Here is a 14,322-nt window from a genome sequence, read left to right as displayed (position 1 = left end):
GGCCGTGGGCACGCGCTTACCCGGGTCGGCCTCGACGGGCCGGCGGGACGGGTCGCGAGCCGCGGCCGTTGTTTATTGGAGGAACTTCGTATCGCTGCAGCAAAACGCGTCCGACGCAACGACGAGATCGATGCGTCGACGGTCAGAGTCATCGGAGCCGACGGGGACCAGGTCGGCGTACTGCCACTGTCCGAAGCACTCGAGCTTTCATCCGGCCAGAGCATGGATCTGGTGGAAGTGTCGCCGAACGCCGATCCGCCCGTGTGCCGGATCATGGACTACGGCAAGTACGTCTTCGAGCAGAACAAGAAGGCCCAGACCGCCAAGCGCAAGCAGAAGCAGGTCCACGTCAAGGAAGTCAAGTTCCGGCCGAATACGGACGAGGGTGACTACCAGGTGAAACTGAGGAATCTCACGAGGTTCCTCACCACTGGCGACAAGACGAAGGTGACGCTGAGATTCCGGGGCCGGGAGATGGCCCATCAGGAACTCGGCGCCAAACTGCTGGCGAGAGTACGCGACGATCTCGAGGAGCTCGCCACCGTCGAGCAGATGCCGCAGATGGAAGGGCGGCAGATGGTCATGGTGCTTGCCCCGAGAAAGAAGTAGGAGGGCCTTCAGGCCCGACATAAAGAGAAGTGGCGAGGACACCTGCGGGTGCCGAGCCCGCCTGATCCGGCAATGACCGGTACCGGGCCAGACAAAACGGAGACGACAATGTCGAAGATGAAGACCAACCGGGGCGCCGCCAAGCGCTTCCGCCGCACGGGCAAGGGTGGCTACAAGCGTTCCCAGTCCCACCTCAACCACATCCTGACGAAGAAGAGCACCAAGCGTAAGCGCCATCTTCGTCACACACTCCAGGTAGCCGACGCCGACGTACCGGCCGTGCGTCGCATGCTGCCGTACAGCTGAGGAGGGCAGGAACATGGCACGAGTGAAACGAGGCGTCATCGCCCGCGGTCGGCACAAGAAAGTGCTCGACAAGGCGAAGGGCTATTACGGCGCGCGGCGCAAGACTTACCGGGTGGCGAAGCAGGCGGTCATCAAGGCCGGCCAGTACGCCTACCGTGACCGCCGGAATCGCAAGCGCGAGTTCCGCGCGCTCTGGATCACCCGCATCAACGCGGCTGCGCGGGCCAACGGCCTGTCCTACAGCCGACTGATGAATGGCCTGAAGAAGGCCGAGATCGAGATCGACCGCAAGGTCCTCGCGGACATCGCTGTGCACGATCCGGAGGGCTTCGCCGCCATCGCCGAGCAGGCCAGGGCAAGTCTCTCCGCCTGACCGGGGCGGGGACCCCGCAGCGGGAACCCTGGAAGCATGCTTGATCTCGACGCGATCGAAGCGCGTGCGCGCGAGGATATCGCCGCGGCCTCGGACCTCGATGCGCTGGACCGCATCCGGGTCCGGCTGCTCGGCAAGAAGGGCGAGCTCACTGCAGCGCTGAAGAGCCTGGGCGGCCTGCCGGCCGGGGAGCGGCCGGCGGCAGGCCAGCGCATCAATGCGGCGAAGCGTGCAGTCGCCGATGCCATCGGCGAGCGCCGGGCGGCGCTGGAGGCCGAGGCGCTGGAGGCGGGCCTGGCGGCGGAGGCGCTCGACGTCACGCTGTCGGGCCGCGGTCAGCGTCCCGGCGGCCGCCATCCCGTCGTGCGTGCGCTGGAGCGCATGGAGGCGATCTTCCGCAACGCGGGTTTCCAGGTGCGCGAAGGGCCGGAGATCGAGGACGATTTCCACAACTTTACGGCCCTGAACATCCCCGAGAATCATCCCGCCCGTGCCATGCACGACACGTTCTATTTCCCGGGCGGCCACCTGCTGCGCACGCACACCTCGCCGGTCCAGATCCGCGCCATGCAGGCCGAAGGCGTGCCGATCCGCATCATCTCGCCGGGGCGGGTCTATCGCTGCGACTCCGACCAGACCCACACACCCATGTTCCATCAGGTGGAAGGCCTGGTGATCGACCGCGACGTCAGCTTCGCCAACCTGAAGGCGGTGCTGCACGACTTCGTCGAGCAGTTCTTCGAACGCCGCGCCACGCTGCGGTTCCGGCCGTCGTATTTCCCGTTCACCGAACCCTCCGCCGAGGTGGACGTGCTCTCCGAACAGGGCCGCTGGCTGGAGATCCTGGGCTGCGGCATGGTGCACCCGAACGTGCTGCGCAACGTCGGCGTCGATCCGGAGGAGTACACCGGTTACGCGTTCGGCATGGGCGTGGAGCGGCTGGCGATGCTGCGCTACGACGTCCGCGACCTGCGCACCTTCTTCGATAACGATCTTGCCTTCCTCGAGCAGTTCGCGGGCCGATGAAGATCAGCGAGACATGGCTGCGCCGCTGGGTGGATCCCGACGTGTCGACCGATGCGCTGGTCGAACGCCTCACCCTCGCGGGTCTGGAGGTGGACGGGACGGAGCGCTTCGGCGCCGGGCTCGAGGGCGTCATGGTGGGCGAGGTGCTGGACGTCGCGGCTCATCCGGGTGCCGACCGGCTGAGCGTCTGCCGGGTCGCCACCGGCGGCGACGAAGTACAGATCGTCTGCGGCGCTCCGAACGTTCGCGCCGGGCTGCGTTCGGCCCTCGCCCTGCCCGGCACCGTGCTGCCGAACGGCGTAAAGCTGAAGCGGGCCAAACTGCGGGGCGTCGAGTCGGCGGGCATGCTCTGTTCCATCGCCGAACTCGGTCTCGGCGAGGAATCCGACGGCATCATGGAACTGCCGGCGGATGCGAGCGCGGGCACGCCGCTCGGCGAACTGCTCGGCCTGCCGGATACCGTCATCGATATCGACCTCACGCCGAACCGGGGCGACTGCTTCAGTGTCCTCGGGGTCGCGCGTGAGGTGGCGACCTTCACCGGCGCCGCCCTGGCGGATCCGTCGGTGCCGTCGGTCGACGCCGCCAGCGACGACACTCATCCCGTCCGGGTGCTGGCCCCGGAGCGCTGCCCGCGGTTCATCGGCCGCGTCGTGCGCGGCATAGACGCCGGCGCCCGCACGCCCCTGTGGATGCAGGAGCGGCTGCGGCGCAGCGGCGTCCGCGCCATCCATCCCGTCGTCGACGTGACGAATTACGTGCTGCTGGAGTACGGACAGCCGCTACACGGCTACGATCTCGGACTGTTGCAGGGGGCGATACAGGTTCGCGCCGGCGAGGAGGGCGAGTCACTGGAACTCCTGGACGGACGCACGGTGGAAGTGGACGGCGAGATACTGGTCATCGCGGACGACCGGGGCCCGATCGGGCTGGCCGGCATCATGGGCGGCGGGTCCACCGCGGTGAGCGAGGGCACCGTCGACGTGCTGCTGGAGGGGGCGTTCTTCACGCCCGACGCACTCGCCGGCCGGGCGCGGCGCTTCGGGCTGCACACCGATGCTTCCATGCGTTTCGAGCGCGGCGTGGATCCGCTCGAGCAGCGGCGGGCCATCGAACGGGCGACGGCGCTGCTGGTCGGCATCGCCGGCGGCACGCCGGGCCCGGTGACCGAGGTCGCGGACGAAGCCTGCCTGCCGGCTCGTCCGGCGGTGCTCCTGCGCCGGCACCGGCTGGCGCGGGTCCTCGGGGTAAGCCTCGAGGACGCCGAGATCCGGGACATCCTGGCGCGGCTCGGCAATACGGTGACGCCGGTCGACGAGGGCTGGGAGGTCACGCCGCCCACCTTCCGTTTCGACATCGCCATCGAGGAGGACCTCATAGAAGAGGTCGCCCGTGTCCATGGCTACGACGAGATCCCGGAGATCCGGACGCGAGGCGCCCTGGGTCTGCCGGCGGTGACCGAGACTGCGGTGGACCGGGACCGGGTGCGCTCGGTCATGGTCGATCGCGGTTATCACGAGGCGATTACGTACAGCTTCGTCGATCCGAGGCGCCAGCAGGAGATCATGGGCGAGAGCGGTGGGCTCACGCTGGCCAACCCCATCTCCTCCGAGCTGTCGGTCATGCGCTCCTCGCTGCTGCCGGGGCTGCTGGAGGCTGTCGCGAGGAACGTGAGCCGTCAGCGCGCGCGGGTGCGGCTGTTCGAGATCGGCGTGTGCTTCTCGGGCGCCGAGGGTTCGGTGGTGGAAGAACCCCGGCTTGCGGCGGTGGCCTGCGGCGCGGTGCTGCCCGAGCAGTGGGGTGCGGAGGAGCGTCCTGCGGATTTCTTCGACATGAAGTCGGATCTGGAGGCCGCGCTGGCACTGAGCGGCGATGCCGCCGCCGTGCGGACGGAGCCGGCAGCCCATCCCGCGATGCACCCGGGCCAGTGCGCTGCGGTACTGAGGGGTGGAGAGCGGCTCGGGCATATCGGCCGGCTGCACCCGGCCCTGGCGTCCCGGCTCGACCTGCCGGAGTCGGTCTTGCTCCTCGAAGTGGATTTCACCGCTGCATTCGCGGCGAAAGTGCCGGTATCAGCGCCGATCTCGCGCTATCCGTCGGTGCGCCGCGACATCGCCGTGCTGGTGGCGGACGCGGTGGCGGTCGGCGCCATGGCCGCGGCACTGGGCGACGTCGGCGAAGGGGCGCTGCGGGAAGTTCGTGTGTTCGATGTGTACCGTGGCAAGGGCATAGAAGAAGGGCTAAAAAGCGTAGCTTTAGGCTTGATTTTGCAAGAAACATCGCGCACCCTTACCGACGATGAAGCGGATGCCGCCGTGCGTTCGGCAGTGCAGATTCTGGAACGGGACTTCGGAGCGAAACTGAGAGACTGATGGCACTGACGAAGGCAGCAATGGCGGAGTCGCTGTTCAACGAGCTGGGTCTCAACAAGAGAGAAGCTCGCGAACTGGTCGACCTTTTCTTCGAGGACCTCCGGTCCGCACTGGCCGCCGGCGAACAAATAAAGCTTTCGGGCTTCGGTAACTTCGACCTTCGGGACAAGAACGAGCGGCCGGGCCGCAACCCGAAGACGGGTGAGGAAATACCGATCTCCGCACGACGTGTGGTGACTTTCAGGCCCGGACAAAAATTAAAAGCCCGAGTGGAAGCCTATGCTGGAACCGGGAAATAACGACGAATTACCACCGATCCCGGGCAAGCGCTATTTCACCATCGGCGAGGTGAGTGACCTCTGTGCGGTGAAGCCGCACGTGCTGCGCTACTGGGAGCAGGAATTCCCGCAGCTCAAACCCGTGAAGCGCCGCGGCAACCGGCGCTACTATCAGCGCCAGGATGTGCTGATCATCCGTCAGATCCGTAGTCTGCTGTATGACGAGGGCTTCACCATCGGAGGCGCCCGGCAGCGGCTCACCGGCGAGGCAGCCAAGTCCGACGTTAGTCAGAGTCAGCAGATTATCAAGCAGTTACGCATAGAACTTGAAGAGATCATGAAGATTCTCCGGCGCTGATGCCGGGGTTGCAATGGCGGCTCGCGGGAGTATGATTCAGCCGCCGGTAGTCGGGGCGTAGCGCAGCCTGGTAGCGCACCACAATGGGGTTGTGGGGGTCGGAGGTTCGAATCCTCTCGCCCCGACCATTCGGTCTCTTTTCTCTCAGTTCAATCCCGGGCGAGCAGCTCGGCCGTCGGGTTGGCGTGGGCATCGCGCCGGAGTACCCGGTCCTCGATGCCGAGCAGGATGGGCTCGGCCTGTTCCCGGTAGATATTCACCTTGGCGTTATAGACGCAGCGGCACAGCCCGTGCTTGTCCGCGATCTCCAGCTTGCGGATGGAGTACTTGCCTGAGGCGAGCTTCTCGCCGGTGAGATAGCACTTGATGGCCGAGATGCGCTCGCCGGAGAGCACGAGGCCCTTCAGCCGACGCAGGTTGTGCTGCGCCTGATCGACGAAGCGGATGGCGTCCAGGTCGATGAGCCCGGTCCCGGGTGTCTCGTCCAGCGGGCCGCGGGCCTGGAAATCGCCCACGAAGATCTGTCCGGGCATGGCTCGCTCGATCATGCGCGCCAGCTCGATGGTGACTTCGCCCACGATGTAGTCGTGCACGGTCGGGTTGAGGCCGTCGGCCTGGTGAAACTCGTAGCAGCTGCCGACGTGGAAAGCGGCCCTGAGGCGCGGCACCGATGCGGTCTTCGCCTTGCTGCGGGCGATCGCGTTGTCGGCCAGCACCAGATGCATGAAGTGATACAGGTTGGTGTTGGAGTCCGCACCGCCGTCCCGGTTCCAGATATAGAAGCCGTCGCCGGTCGAGGAACGCGCGAAATTGATGCGCAGCTCGCCTTCCAGCATCTTGGCGTAGGCCGAATTCAGCGAATAGGACAGGCTGTTCAGCTGGGTCATCTGTTCGAACGGGCTCAGCAGGCTGAAACCCACGATGTCGAACAGCGCCACGGCACGATTCTCGACGTAACTGATGCCGTAGCGTTTCACCATCATGTCGATGATCCGCGTCTCCGCGGGCGTGCCGCGCAGCGGCTCGCGCAGGCGGATCAGGCGCGGTTGCACCTGGAGAAGGCGGGATACCTTCTGCATCTGCGCCGGGGTGAGCTGACGGCGGCCGGAGATCAGGTCCATGATGAAGCGTTCCGATACGCGCCAGCGGCGCGGCTCGCCGGGCGCCGGCATGGCTGTGTACTCGGCCACCGCATAGTGGGGCACGACCAGCAGCGCCACGCCGTCGTCGTGGATGCACCAGTTGAGGATGCAGTTCTGGCCGAGGCCCCATTCCCGGTGCAGTTGCTGCTCGAGCTGGACCAGGTTGCTGCGCTGGCGCAAATCCATGTCCGGCGGCAGTTCGGACAGCGTACCCGAGTACAGCGGGCCGGCGCCCGCCGGGCCGTGGTCGGCCGTCGAATAGTCATCCGGGTTCATCTCGGCTCCGATCGGAAGTCTTGCCGCCTGGCTCGTGGCCCGCGTTGGCGGGCAGCCCCTGTGCTGCCCGCGGGCCCCCGCGTGGCGGCGGACCCGCCCGACGGTAATGAAGAGACTGTGTGGATGCAAGCGGCCGAGGCAAAGGGCCGATGGGACGGCCGGCCGGTGCTAAACTGCGGTCGCGCCCGGGGCGGCGGCGCGACGGCGGTGGCCGGTGCAGTGCAGGCACGCAGAGCGGAGGCTCGATGAAAAGACTCGAGGGCCTGAAAGCGGCCGTGGGCGAGGGGGGATATCTGGATGACCCTGACGCGATGGCGCCCTACCTCGAGGAATGGCGGGGACGCTACCGGAGCGATACCCCGCTGGTGCTGCTGCCGGCGACTACCGGGGAGGTCGCCCGGGTGGTCGCCGAATGCAGGCGGCACGGCATCGGCATCGTCCCCCAGGGCGGCAACACCGGACTCTGCGGCGGGGCGGTGGCCGGTGGCGAAGACCTCCAGGTGATCCTGAGCCTGCGGCGGATGAACCGCATCCGCCAACTGAGCACGGCGGGAGACTTCGTAATCGCGGAGGCCGGCTGCGTGCTGGCCGACCTGCAGCGCGCGGCCGACGAGGTGGGCCGGCTGTTCCCGCTCAGCCTCGCCGCGGAGGGCAGTTGTCAGATCGGCGGCAACCTGTCGACCGACGCGGGCGGCATCAACGTACTGCGCTACGGGACGGCGCGGCAGCAGGTCCTGGGTCTGGAGGTGGTGCTGGCGGACGGGCGTGTGTGGAACGGTCTGCGCACCCTGCGGAAGAACACGGCCGGCTACGATCTGCGCGACCTGTTCATCGGGGCCGAGGGCACGCTGGGGATCATCACGGCGGCAGCGCTGCGCCTCCACCCGCGCCCGGCCGACGTCGCCACGGCCATGATCGCCATCGACGGCCCGGGCGAGGCGGTGGCGCTGCTGGAGGCCATGCGCGGCCGGCTCGGCGAGGAGATCAGCGCCTTCGAACTCGTCTCCGCCCGGGCCCTGGAATTCGTCCTCGCGCACATCGCCGATACCCGCCACCCCTTCTGCGAGGATCATCCGGCCTACGTGCTGATGGAGAGCACGGCCAACAACCCGGGTGAGGCCATGCCGCGCCTGGAGGCCGCCCTCGAGACGGCGCTGGACGAGGGCCTCGTGCGGGACGCGGTGGCGGCCGGGGACGGGCGCCGCCGGGATGCACTGTGGCGGCTGCGGCACAGTATCTCCGAGGCCCAGCGCTTTGAGGGCGTCAGTCTGAAGCACGACGTCTCCGTGCCGGTGGAGCGTATCGGCGAATTCCTCGAGCGGGCCGGCACGGCGCTGGCCGGCCGTTTCCCCGAGGCCCGGCTGGTGGTGTTCGGCCACGTCGGCGACGGCAATCTCCATTACAACCTGAGCCAGCCGGCCGCCGCCGACCCGGAGTCGTTCCGCGCCGCCGAGCCTGAAGTCAACGGTATCGTCTTCGACACGGTACAGGCGTGCGGCGGCAGCTTCAGTGCCGAGCACGGTGTGGGCCTGCTGCGGCGCGAGCAGATGCGCCGCTACCTCGACGAGACGGAACTCGACCTGATGCGACACCTGAAGACAGCCCTCGATCCGGCCGGGATCCTGAACCCGGGCAAGGTGCTGTGAGCGGTAAGGGCCGGGACGGGGCGGAGCGCGAGGTAGAGGCCGCCACCGCGCGTCTCGACGGCAACGGGGCCGCCGCGGGTGCGCCTGCCGACAGCGAGCAGCTCGCCACCGCGCGGCTGGATGAGGGCGGCGAAGCGGAGGGGGCGGGTGCCGCCAGCGGCGCCGAGCTCGCCATCGGCACGGTCATCGGTGGGCGTTACGAGCTGTTACGTCGGGTGGCGGGCGGCAGCATGGGGGTGGTCTACAAGGCCCTCGACCGCCAGCGCACTCTCGAGACCCACGAGCCGGCCTGGGTCGCCGTCAAGGTACTGAAACCCCGGCTCGACCAGCATGGACCGGCGTTGCGCGCATTGCAGAGAGAAGCGGAGACCGGGCTCCTTCTGGACCATCCCAACGTGGTGAGCTTCCATGGCCTGGGCAGGGACGGCAACCGTTTCTATATCGTGATGGACTGGCTGCCCGGCTGCTCGCTGGCGGACTGGCTGGATCGGCGGCCGGGTGAACCGATGCCCGCCGGCGATGCCCTGCACATCGTGCGCAGCATCGGTTCGGCTCTCGCCCATGCCCACGAGAGAGGCGTGGTGCACGCCGATGTGAAACCGGGCAACGTCATGCTGTTGCCGGGCGGGAGCGTGCAGCTCTGCGACTTCGGCATCGCGCGCCTGGACCGGGTGCTCGCGACGGGAACGGGCACCTTCGACCCTGGCGTTCTGAAGGCGGCCACGCCGGCCTATTCCAGTCCCGAGGTGCTGAAGGGGGAGACGCCGACGATCCGCGACGATATCTACTCGCTGGCCTGCCTCGCCTATCGCATGCTGTCCGGCCGCCGGGTATTCGGCAATCGGGATGCGACGGAGGCCGAGGCGGCGGGGGAGTCGGCGCGCCGCATCGAGGGCCTTAATGAGACCCGCTGGCGTGCCCTGGAGGCGGCGCTCTCGTTCTCCCGCTACGAGCGCCCGCCGGACGTCGGGACCTTCCTGCGTCCGTTCGCCACCGAAGGGGCCCGCCGATGCCGACGCACGCTGCTGGTGCTCGCCGCGCTGCTGCTGGCCGCCGCGGCGGTCGTCCTGCCGCTGGCCGCGTTCTGAGGGCCGCGGCACCGCGAACACGCCGGCGCCGGCGGCCCGTCGATCCGCTACAATGCGCTGCGGCCGGCGCAGGCGCGCCGGTGAGAATGGGCAGGCCGCGCAAGGGCAGCCAGGGCGATCAGGGCGACCAGGACGACGAGGGCCGGCGAAGTTGAGGGAGGCAGTGTGACCGAGCAGAAAGACAAGCGGCGTTATTCGCGCATCGTGGTGGAAGGCGTGGAGCACGCGCCCGGCCGGGCCATGCTGCGGGCGGTGGGTTTCGGCGACGAGGACTTCACCAAACCCCAGGTCGGTATCGCCTCCACCTGGAGCATGGTCACGCCCTGTAACATGCATATCGACGGGCTGGCCCGGTCCGCGGCAGAAGGCGCCGACGGTGCCGGCGGCAAGGCGGTCATCTTCAATACGATCACGGTGTCCGACGGCATCTCCATGGGCACGCCCGGCATGCGTTACTCGCTGGTCTCGCGGGAAGTTATCGCCGATTCCATCGAGGCGGTCACCGGCGCCCAGGGTTTCGACGGACTGGTCACCATCGGCGGCTGCGACAAGAACATGCCGGGCTGCGTGATCGCCATGGCCCGGCTCGACCGCCCCTCCGTCTTCGTCTACGGCGGCACCATCCAGCCGGGGCCGAAGCGCCGGGACATCGTCTCCGTGTTCGAGGCCGTCGGCGGGGTCTCCGCCGGCTCCATGAGCATGGAGGAGCTCGGCGAGGTGGAGCGCACGGCCATACCGGGGGCCGGGGCCTGCGGTGGCATGTACACGGCGAATACCATGGCCTCGGCCATCGAGGCGCTCGGACTCAGCCTGCCGGACAGCTCCGCCCAGGAGGCGGTCTCCGGCGCGAAGACCGAGGATTGCCGGCGGGCGGGCCGCGCCGTGCTCGGGTTGCTCGAGCGCGACATCCGGCCCTCGCACATACTGACGCGGGAGGCGTTCGAGAACGCCATCACGGTGGTCATCGCGCTGGGCGGCTCGACCAATGCGGTGCTGCATCTGCTGGCCATCGCCCATGCCGCAAACGTGCCGTTGGAACTCGACGACTTCACCCGCATCGGCAAGCGCGTGCCCGTGCTCGCCGACCTCAAGCCGAGCGGGCGCTACGTCATGAGCGACCTGGTGGCCATCGGCGGCATCCAGCCGCTGATGAAGATGCTGCTGGACGCGGGTCTGCTGCATGGCGACTGCCTGACCGTGACCGGGCGGACGCTGGCCGAGAATCTGGCCGAGGCCGGCACCTACCCGGCCGATCAGGACATCGTGCGGCCGCTCTCGAATCCGCTGAAGGCCGACAGTCATCTGGTGGTGCTGTACGGCAACGTCGCCCCGGCGGGGGCGGTGGCGAAGATCTCGGGTAAGGAGGGCACCCGATTCACTGGCACTGCCCGCATCTACGAGGCCGAGGAGGAGGCCCTGCAGGCCATCCTCGACGGCGAGGTGCAGGCCGGCGACGTGGTCGTGGTGCGCTACGAAGGCCCGGTCGGCGGTCCGGGGATGCGGGAGATGCTGAGCCCGACCAGCGCCATCATGGGCAAGGGCCTCGGCGACAAGGTGGCGCTGATCACGGACGGCCGTTTCTCCGGCGGCAGCCACGGTTTCGTGGTGGGTCACGTGACGCCCGAAGCCGCGGTCGGCGGACCGATCGGCCTGCTGCGCGACGGCGACCGCATCACCATCGACGGCGCCGCGTGCCGCATCGAGGCGGATCTCTCCGCCGACGAACTGGAGGCCCGTCGGGCCGACTGGGCCCCTTCCCGGCGGCCGCCTGCGCGCGGGCTGCTCGCCAAGTACGCCCGTCAGGTCAGCTCCGCGTCCCTGGGTGCGGTGACCGACAACTTCGACGAAGACGACTGACGGCGGCGGTATGGCAGACCTGACCGAGACGGCGCTCACGGAAGCGCCTTTCCAGGACGCGCGGGAACTCGGCGCACCCTCGGCCTGCGCGAACTCCACCTGGGTGGTGATGAAGTTCGGCGGTACCAGCGTCTCTTCGCGGGAAGACTGGCAGAGAATCGCCGGGCTGATCGGCAACCGGATGCGGGCGGGCCTGCGCCCCCTCGTGGTGTGCTCCGCGGTGGCCGGCGTCTCGAACGCGCTGCAGACCCTGATCGACCAGGCCATCGGCGGCGACCCGGAGCCCGTACTGGGGGAAATCCTCGAGCGCCACCGTCGCCTGGCGGACGAGCTGGAACTCGATGCCGACGAGGTGCTGGGCGAGTATTTCGACGAACTGCGCCAGCTCGCGGCCGGCATCCGCCTGATCCGCGAGGCGAGCCCGCGGGTGCAGGCCCGCCTGATGGGGCTCGGCGAACTCATGAGCACACGGCTCGGTGCCGCCTGGCTCGGCGCCCGGGGCGTCGATGCGGCCTGGACCGATGCCCGCGACTACCTGGCGGCGACGGGACAGCGGAACAAGAACGAGCGGCAGCATTTCCTGAGCGCGGTCTGTGCCCACGACACGGACCCGGACTTCCCGGAGCGCTTCGGGGCGGGCACCGGCGCGGTACTCACCCAGGGCTTCATCGCCCGCAACGAGGACGGCGAGACGGTGCTGCTCGGACGCGGCGGCTCGGATACCTCGGCGGCCTATTTCGCCGCCCTGCTGGGGGCGCGCCGGCTCGAGATCTGGACCGACGTGCCCGGCATGTTCAGCGGCAATCCGCGAGCCGTGCCGTCGGCGCGACTGCTGACGGCGCTGCACTACGACGAGGCTCAGGAGATCGCCTCCACGGGCGGCAGCGTCCTGCACCCGCGCTGCGTGCCGCCGGTGCGCCGGGCACGGATCCCGATCCACGTGCGCTGGACCGCGCGGCCGGACCTGGACGGCACGGTGATCTCGGCCGCCACCCGCGAGGCCGAGCCGCGAGTCAAGGCGATCTCGCTGCGCATGGGCCTCACGCTGGTGTCGATGGAAGGCGTGGCCATGTGGCAGGAGGTCGGTTTCCTGGCTGACGCCTTCGGCGTCTTCCGGCGCCATTCCGTCTCGGTGGATCTGGTATCCACCTCGGAGAGCAACGTCACCGTCTCCATCGACACCGCGTCCGGGGCGCTCGGCGGCGAGGCGATGGAGGCGCTGATCGAGGAGCTGGCGACCATCTGCCGGGTGCGGGTCATCGAGGACTGCGCGGCCGTCAGTCTCGTGGGGCGGAAGATCCGCACGATCCTGCACCGGCTCGGCCCGGCGCTGGAAGTCTTCGAGGAGCAGCGCATCCACCTGGTGACCCAGGCGGCGAGCGACCTGAACCTGACCTTCGTCGTCGACGACGAGCAGGGCTACCGGCTGGTGCAGAAGCTGCACAGCTCCATCATCGCGCCGCAACGACGCGGCGAGGCCTTCGGCCCTACCTGGGAGACCCTGCAGGCGGAGGGAGAGGAGGCCCCGGGCCTGCCGCCGATGTGGTGGAGCCACCGCCGGCGGCAGCTGCTGGCACTGTGCGAGGAGGACTCGCCGCGCTACGTCTACGACGCCGATACGATCCGGTCGGCGATCGGCCGTCTGCAGTCCATCGAGCACCTGGATGCGGTGTTCTACGCCATGAAGGCGAATTCGAACCCGGACATCCTGCGTCTGGTGGAGAGTGCCGGCGTGAATTTCGAATGCGTCTCGCCGGGTGAGATCGAACGGGTGCTCGGGCTCTTCCCCGACATCGATCGGCGACGCATCCTGTTCACGCCGAACTTCGCGCCGCGCCGCGAATATGCCGACGGCCTGGAACTCGGCGTCTGGGTGACCCTGGACAACCTGCATCCTCTGCGTGCCTGGCCGGAGCTCTTCCGCGACCGGGACGTCTTCATCAGGCTCGACCCGGGGCAGGGGCGGGGGCATCACGAACACGTGCGCACGGCCGGCACCCATTCGAAATTCGGCATCCCGCTGTTCGAGCTGGACGAACTGGAATCGCTGACCGCGGCCGCGGGCGCGCGGATCGTCGGCATTCACGCCCATACCGGCAGCGGTATCCTGGACCCGAGCAACTGGGCGGAGGTCGCGAACGAGCTCGCCAACGCCGCCTCCCGCTTTCCGGACGTGCACACGCTGGACCTCGGCGGCGGGCTGGGCATACCGGAAAAGCCGGGCGAGGAGCCCCTGGATACCGGCGAGCTGGCACGGCTGCTGGGCGAGCTGCGCCGGGCCTGGCCGGATTACCGCCTGTGGGTGGAGCCGGGCCGGTATCTGGTGGCCGAGTCGGGCGTGCTGCTCGCGCGGGTGACCCAGACCAAGGGCAAGGGGGCCGTGCGCTACGTGGGCATCGAGACGGGCATGAACAGCCTGATCCGCCCGGCGCTCTATGGCGCCTACCACGAGATCGTGAATCTCACCCGGCTGGGTGAGCCGGCGACGGAGGTGGTGACGGTAGTGGGTCCCATCTGCGAGAGCGGTGACCGGCTGGGCAACGACCGCCTGCTGCCGGAATGCCGGGAGGGCGACGTGCTCCTGATCGCCAACACGGGCGCCTACGGCTACACCATGGGCTCACGCTACAACCTGCGCGAGCCCGCGGCCGAGACCCTGCTCGGAGCCGAGCCTGTCAGCGGGTGAGGCTGCGGTGGCGGGCCTCGAGCTCGGCCGCCACATCCGCCAGATCGAGGCCTTCGACCGCCAGTAGAACGAGCAGGTGATAGACCAGGTCGGCGGCCTCGCCGACGACCGCGTTGCTGCCCGCGTCGGTGGCGCTGGCCAGCGCCGTTTCCACCGCTTCCTCGGCCACCTTCTGCGCCACCCGGGCCTTGCCGCCGGCCACGAGGCGTGCCGTGTAGCTCTGTGGCGCCTGGGTGTCGAGGCGCGCGCGGATCACCTGTTCCAGTTCCCGGAGGAAGGCCGGGTCCCGTTCTTCTGCCATAGCC

Annotated in this window: 13 protein-coding genes and 1 tRNA gene; 12 read left to right on the top strand and 2 right to left on the bottom strand. The window is 68.6% G+C overall.

Features of this window, described 5'->3' with window-relative positions:
- Positions 1 to 75 precede the first annotated feature (75 nt).
- From infC to ACJMKX_RS02625, 8 genes are all read left to right on the top strand, one after another.
- Positions 76 to 609, top strand: coding sequence for a translation initiation factor IF-3 (infC, locus tag ACJMKX_RS02660; RefSeq protein WP_405220776.1), 534 nt, complete (start codon positions 76 to 78; stop codon positions 607 to 609).
- 108 nt (positions 610 to 717) lie between these two features.
- Positions 718 to 915 carry a 50S ribosomal protein L35 gene (gene rpmI, locus ACJMKX_RS02655; RefSeq protein ID WP_405220692.1) on the top strand — a complete coding sequence of 66 codons (198 nt, stop codon included), beginning with the start codon at positions 718 to 720 and terminating at the stop codon, positions 913 to 915.
- A gap of 13 nt (positions 916 to 928) precedes the next feature.
- A complete protein-coding gene (gene rplT / locus ACJMKX_RS02650) occupies positions 929 to 1,288 on the top strand; it encodes a 50S ribosomal protein L20 (protein WP_405220690.1) in 360 nt (119 codons plus the stop codon).
- A 36-nt stretch (positions 1,289 to 1,324) separates the two neighbouring features.
- Positions 1,325 to 2,314: a phenylalanine--tRNA ligase subunit alpha gene (gene pheS, locus ACJMKX_RS02645; protein ID WP_405220688.1), complete on the top strand. Its 990-nt coding sequence runs from the start codon at positions 1,325 to 1,327 to the stop codon at positions 2,312 to 2,314.
- A complete protein-coding gene (gene pheT / locus ACJMKX_RS02640) occupies positions 2,311 to 4,686 on the top strand; it encodes a phenylalanine--tRNA ligase subunit beta (RefSeq protein ID WP_405220686.1) in 2,376 nt (791 codons plus the stop codon). The genes pheS and pheT overlap by 4 nt, the downstream gene beginning before the upstream one ends.
- A complete protein-coding gene (gene ihfA, locus ACJMKX_RS02635) occupies positions 4,686 to 4,985 on the top strand; it encodes an integration host factor subunit alpha (RefSeq protein WP_405220684.1) in 300 nt (99 codons plus the stop codon). The genes pheT and ihfA overlap by 1 nt, the downstream gene beginning before the upstream one ends.
- A complete protein-coding gene (locus tag ACJMKX_RS02630; RefSeq protein WP_405220682.1) occupies positions 4,966 to 5,322 on the top strand; it encodes a MerR family transcriptional regulator in 357 nt (118 codons plus the stop codon). The genes ihfA and ACJMKX_RS02630 overlap by 20 nt, the downstream gene beginning before the upstream one ends.
- A 51-nt stretch (positions 5,323 to 5,373) precedes the next feature.
- Positions 5,374 to 5,450: transfer RNA gene (locus ACJMKX_RS02625), tRNA-Pro, on the top strand.
- Positions 5,451 to 5,471: 21 nt separating this feature from the next.
- Here ACJMKX_RS02625 and ACJMKX_RS02620 read toward each other — a convergent pair.
- On the bottom strand, positions 5,472 to 6,740 hold the full coding sequence (locus tag ACJMKX_RS02620) for a hypothetical protein (protein ID WP_405220680.1): 1,269 nt from the start codon (positions 6,738 to 6,740) through the stop codon (positions 5,472 to 5,474).
- A 245-nt stretch (positions 6,741 to 6,985) separates the two neighbouring features.
- Here ACJMKX_RS02620 and ACJMKX_RS02615 point away from each other — a divergent pair, with 245 nt between their 5' ends.
- From ACJMKX_RS02615 to ACJMKX_RS02600, 4 genes are all read left to right on the top strand, one after another.
- Entirely contained in the window at positions 6,986 to 8,386 is a 1,401-nt protein-coding gene (locus tag ACJMKX_RS02615; protein ID WP_405220678.1) for an FAD-binding oxidoreductase, read from the top strand.
- Positions 8,383 to 9,474 (top strand): serine/threonine-protein kinase, encoded by a 1,092-nt coding sequence (locus tag ACJMKX_RS02610; protein ID WP_405220676.1) that lies wholly within the window; start codon positions 8,383 to 8,385, stop codon positions 9,472 to 9,474. Before ACJMKX_RS02615 ends, ACJMKX_RS02610 begins: the two co-directional genes overlap by 4 nt.
- A 165-nt stretch (positions 9,475 to 9,639) precedes the next feature.
- Positions 9,640 to 11,331: a dihydroxy-acid dehydratase gene (ilvD, locus tag ACJMKX_RS02605; RefSeq protein ID WP_405220675.1), complete on the top strand. Its 1,692-nt coding sequence runs from the start codon at positions 9,640 to 9,642 to the stop codon at positions 11,329 to 11,331.
- Between the two features lie 10 nt (positions 11,332 to 11,341).
- Positions 11,342 to 14,017 carry a bifunctional aspartate kinase/diaminopimelate decarboxylase gene (locus ACJMKX_RS02600; protein ID WP_405220673.1) on the top strand — a complete coding sequence of 892 codons (2,676 nt, stop codon included), beginning with the start codon at positions 11,342 to 11,344 and terminating at the stop codon, positions 14,015 to 14,017.
- Here the strand turns inward: ACJMKX_RS02600 and hisE are convergent.
- Entirely contained in the window at positions 14,007 to 14,318 is a 312-nt protein-coding gene (gene hisE, locus ACJMKX_RS02595) for a phosphoribosyl-ATP diphosphatase (protein ID WP_405220672.1), read from the bottom strand. The genes ACJMKX_RS02600 and hisE overlap by 11 nt on opposite strands.
- Positions 14,319 to 14,322 lie beyond the last annotated feature (4 nt).

The organism is Lentisalinibacter sediminis (assembly GCF_040706615.1).
Lineage (GTDB): Bacteria > Pseudomonadota > Gammaproteobacteria > Steroidobacterales > Woeseiaceae > Lentisalinibacter > Lentisalinibacter sediminis.
This window is presented reverse-complemented; position numbering and strand designations above follow the sequence as displayed.